This is a genomic window from Psychrobacter sp. CAL346-MNA-CIBAN-0220, assembly GCF_040309805.1.
In the GTDB taxonomy this organism is placed as follows: Bacteria; Pseudomonadota; Gammaproteobacteria; order Pseudomonadales; family Moraxellaceae; genus Psychrobacter.
In genome coordinates this window covers 1-2,336 of sequence record NZ_JBEOPF010000015.1, presented here as the reverse complement: position 1 = coordinate 2,336, position 2,336 = coordinate 1, and the positions used below count along the sequence as shown (strand labels likewise).

General features: G+C 47.4%; 2 tRNA genes and 1 rRNA gene. All 3 read right to left on the bottom strand.

The features are described from left to right. Nucleotides 1-89 precede the first annotated feature (89 nt). The 3 genes from AAEY88_RS12455 to AAEY88_RS12445 all read right to left on the bottom strand — a co-directional run bounded on the left by AAEY88_RS12455 (nt 90) and on the right by AAEY88_RS12445 (nt 1,956). Nucleotides 90-165: transfer RNA gene (locus AAEY88_RS12455), tRNA-Ala, on the bottom strand. Nucleotides 166-170: 5 nt separating this feature from the next. After that, nucleotides 171-247, bottom strand: a tRNA-Ile gene (locus AAEY88_RS12450). Between the two features lie 170 nt (nt 248-417). Beyond that, a 16S ribosomal RNA gene (locus AAEY88_RS12445) occupies nt 418-1,956 on the bottom strand. Between the last annotated feature and the right edge of the window lie 380 nt (nt 1,957-2,336).

Genomic DNA, 2,336 nt, shown 5'->3' with positions numbered 1-2,336 from the left:
ACAGGTTCTGTATAAAACAGAAAGAAGTAATCAGCTACAATCACTTGTTTCTATTTATACTAATTAGCACTTAAAGTTATTATTTATTATGGTGGAGCCAAACGGAGTCGAACCGTTGACCTCCTGCGTGCAAGGCAGGCGCTCTACCAGCTGAGCTATGGCCCCGTGTATGGTGGGTCTGATAAGACTTGAACTTATGACCCCCGCGTTATCAACACGGTGCTCTAACCAGCTGAGCTACAGACCCTGAGAAGCGTATAAAAAAAGCACCGCTTTTTTAGCTTCGCAAGGAAAATCCTTTAAATAGGATTTTCTGGTAGCTAACTATTAGCGCAGTTTTTATCTGCTAAAGCTAATAAATAATAGCTTAAACTAAAGAACAACTTGTTGTGAATTCTTGCTGACCGAATGCGTCTATAAGGAGGTGATCCAGCCGCAGGTTCCCCTACGGCTACCTTGTTACGACTTCACCCCAGTCATCAACCACACCGTGGTGAACGCCATCCCTAAGGTTAGGCTATCCACTTCTGGTGCAATCAACTCCCATGGTGTGACGGGCGGTGTGTACAAGGCCCGGGAACGTATTCACCGCGGCATTCTGATCCGCGATTACTAGCGATTCCTACTTCATGGAGTCGAGTTGCAGACTCCAATCTGGACTACGATAGGCTTTTTGAGATTCGCATCACATCGCTGTGTAGCTGCCCTCTGTACCTACCATTGTAGCACGTGTGTAGCCCTGGTCGTAAGGGCCATGATGACTTGACGTCGTCCCCGCCTTCCTCCAGTTTGTCACTGGCAGTATCCTTAGAGTTCCCGGCTTAACCCGCTGGTAACTAAGGACAAGGGTTGCGCTCGTTGCGGGACTTAACCCAACATCTCACGACACGAGCTGACGACAGCCATGCAGCACCTGTATTCTAATTCCCGAAGGCACTCCCGCATCTCTGCAGGATTCTAGATATGTCAAGACCAGGTAAGGTTCTTCGCGTTGCATCGAATTAAACCACATGCTCCACCGCTTGTGCGGGCCCCCGTCAATTCATTTGAGTTTTAACCTTGCGGCCGTACTCCCCAGGCGGTCTACTTATTGCGTTAGCTGCGTCACTAAGTCCTCAAGGGACCCAACGACTAGTAGACATCGTTTACGGCGTGGACTACCAGGGTATCTAATCCTGTTTGCTACCCACGCTTTCGAGCCTCAGTGTCAGTATGATGCCAGAAGGCTGCCTTCGCCATCGGTATTCCTCCAGATCTCTACGCATTTCACCGCTACACCTGGAATTCTACCTTCCTCTCACCTACTCTAGCCTAACAGTTTCAGATGCAGTTCCCAGGTTAAGCCCGGGGATTTCACATCTGACTTATCAAGCCACCTACGCTCGCTTTACGCCCAGTAATTCCGATTAACGCTTGCACCCTCTGTATTACCGCGGCTGCTGGCACAGAGTTAGCCGGTGCTTATTCTGCAGCTAATGTCATCGTCCATGGGTATTAACCATGGAGTCTTCTTCACTGCTTAAAGTGCTTTACAACCAAAAGGCCTTCTTCACACACGCGGCATGGCTGGATCAGGGTTTCCCCCATTGTCCAATATTCCCCACTGCTGCCTCCCGTAGGAGTCCGGGCCGTGTCTCAGTCCCGGTGTGGCTGATCATCCTCTCAGACCAGCTACAGATCGTCGCCATGGTAGGCCTTTACCCCACCATCTAGCTAATCCGACTTAGGCTCATCTAATAGCGAGAGCAACAAGTTGCCCCCTTTCTCCCGTAGGTCGTATGCGGTATTAATTCGAGTTTCCCCGAGCTATCCCCCACTACTAGGTAGATTCCTAAGTATTACTCACCCGTCCGCCGCTCGACGCCTGATAGCAAGCTATCATCGTTTCCGCTCGACTTGCATGTGTTAAGCCTGCCGCCAGCGTTCAATCTGAGCCATGATCAAACTCTTCAGTTTAATCTTGCTATGAAGTCCTTTAAAGAGACTTCTAAACTTGGCTCATTCTTTTCTGGCAATTATACGCTCGTAATTATGTTCGTAATGAATTAACTTTGAGTTTTCTTGCTTTAAAGAATGATAATTTTTATAGTTAGAATTCCCTCGAAAAGAGAGTCAACCAACTTTATTTTTTAGCATTCTGTATCAGCAAAAATCCACACAAGTTGTTCTTTAGTTATGCTTTTAAATAGTGTCTAACCACTGTCGTCCAGTAGTAGTTTTTCTGCCAATCAATCAAAGCAATGTGCTTATCTCGTTTAGCGAGCTGACCATCATATCATGATTCGATAGCCTGTCAACCCTTTATTCTAATTCGTTTCATCAAGTGAGTCAGGTGA